General features: G+C 36.7%; 3 protein-coding genes. 2 read left to right on the top strand and 1 reads right to left on the bottom strand.

All coding sequences use genetic code 11. The annotated features are described in order from the left end of the window. Nucleotides 1–260 precede the first annotated feature (260 nt). Complete coding sequence (locus Q0162_RS01055; RefSeq protein WP_297887753.1) at nucleotides 261–455, top strand: hypothetical protein; 195 nt, start codon at nucleotides 261–263, stop codon at nucleotides 453–455. A 290-nt stretch (nucleotides 456–745) separates the two neighbouring features. On the opposite strand, the gene Q0162_RS01060 is transcribed toward Q0162_RS01055, so the two are convergent. Further along, complete coding sequence (locus Q0162_RS01060) at nucleotides 746–1,069, bottom strand: helix-turn-helix domain-containing protein (RefSeq protein ID WP_297887756.1); 324 nt, start codon at nucleotides 1,067–1,069, stop codon at nucleotides 746–748. Between the two features lie 134 nt (nucleotides 1,070–1,203). Here Q0162_RS01060 and Q0162_RS01065 point away from each other — a divergent pair, with 134 nt between their 5' ends. Continuing rightward, nucleotides 1,204–1,620 carry a nuclear transport factor 2 family protein gene (locus Q0162_RS01065; RefSeq protein ID WP_297887759.1) on the top strand — a complete coding sequence of 139 codons (417 nt, stop codon included), beginning with the start codon at nucleotides 1,204–1,206 and terminating at the stop codon, nucleotides 1,618–1,620. Nucleotides 1,621–1,740 lie beyond the last annotated feature (120 nt).

A 1,740-nucleotide genomic window follows, 5' to 3' on the forward strand; every position in this document is an offset into this window, starting at 1 on the left:
TGATTGAACACGATTTAGACGTCATTCGCAATGCTCATTATATTATCGATATGGGTCCCGGTGGCGGTGCCGCAGGCGGAAGAATCGTAGCTCAAGGCACTCCTCAAACAGTAAAGAATAATGCCAATAGTATCACAGGGAAATATTTATAAACCTAGTAAAATTATAAGAATCCCCGCTGATAGATTTCTCTTTCAGCGGGGATTTTTTAATTAGCTAATTATTCACTACTTTTGCAATCAATAAACTACTTTGATAAAATGAATACTTTCGCAGCCTTAGACTTTGAAACCGCCAACCAATACCGCAACAGTGTATGCAGTATCGGACTTGTTTTTACTGTATCCGCTTATTTTGGGTTTGATTTAAAGCAACATCACCACGCCTTAGCCGATGCCGAGGCTTGTGCACATATTGCTTTAGAACTTTTTAAGATAGATGATGATAGTTATTGATATAGTAACTTATTCAATTTCCTCAAAATACCTATCCAAATGGCATCCTATTTCTATATCTTCATCTGAAGAATTTCGTAAAACCATATATCTATAAGATTTCTCCGCATTAACGAATACAAAATTGTGTTTGCCATAGTAAGCTTGGTGACCCCATCTGCTAACAGCCAAACCTCACCCTTTTTAAAGTTGAAAATATCATTTTTCAAGCGATAGCTCTTTCCGACTTGCAGTTCCATAATATGTTTTTTAAGGACAAAGATAATAATTAATTCAACTAGCAAGTTGAATTAATTATTCTTCAAGTGGTCATTTCCAAAACGGATAATCGCTTCTATGATAGGTAAGGCTTCTTTACCTAAATCTGTAAGGGAATACTCCACTCGTGGGGGTACTTCTGGATAACTCACTTTTGCTACTAATTGATGAGTACAGAGCGTTTTTAGTTCTTCATTAAGTACTTTTTCACTCACTTGTGGAATGGCACGCTTTAGTTCCCCATAACGATGTGTGCGCTGACTGAGATGAAACAGTATAAGCATTGCCCATTTGCTTCCCATTATTTGCATTGTTCGCCATACAGGACAATCATTGTTAATATTTTTTTCGTTCATCGCAATATTTTTTCTATTTGACACTGAGTAATTCTAACTTTTTTGTAAGGTGTTTACTTTTTCGTAAGTACTTGTGTGTTTGGATACAAAGGTATAATTTTGCGGTGAAATAACAAAGAAAAATTCATATAAAAATGACAAAAACAGAAATTGTACATCAGTTTTATGTCTCCTTAGCTAAAGGAGATTTTGAGAAAGTAGGCAGTTTATTAGCCGATGACTTAGTATGGCACCAACCAGGGAAAGGGGCTATTTCAGGTAGCTACAAAGGTAAAGAGGCTGTATTCTCTCATTTAGGAAGAATGGCACAGCTCAGTGGAGGCACTTTTGCTATTGACCAAATTGATTATATCACCGAAAACAATCATTTGGTAGTTGCTGCCGTCGCTTTTAAAGCCCTTGCCTTCAACAAAAGTATACGAATGAGAGGCATCGACCTCTATCGGGTAGAGAACGACAAAATACAAGAGGTTTGGTTATTCTCTGAACACATAGACGAAGAGGACGCCTTCTGGACAGAAGCCCTCAGGTTATCTAACCAACAGAAATAATATTTCCCCGCTTGTAGAGAATACTATGAGCGGGGATTTTTTTATGTTATACTAGATTTTAGGTATTTCCATTACATTGGTAACTTGCTGCAATTTTTATAGAACAAAGGTGCTTCTATA

Source organism: uncultured Capnocytophaga sp., assembly GCF_937936315.1.
In the GTDB taxonomy this organism is placed as follows: domain Bacteria; phylum Bacteroidota; class Bacteroidia; order Flavobacteriales; family Flavobacteriaceae; genus Capnocytophaga.

Coding starts and splice junctions, on each gene's coding strand:
- Q0162_RS01055 (WP_297887753.1), top strand. CDS start 261: ATGAATACTTTCGCAGCCTTAGACTTTGAAACCGCCAACCAATACCGC.
- Q0162_RS01060 (WP_297887756.1), bottom strand. CDS start 1,069: ATGAACGAAAAAAATATTAACAATGATTGTCCTGTATGGCGAACAATG.
- Q0162_RS01065 (WP_297887759.1), top strand. CDS start 1,204: ATGACAAAAACAGAAATTGTACATCAGTTTTATGTCTCCTTAGCTAAA.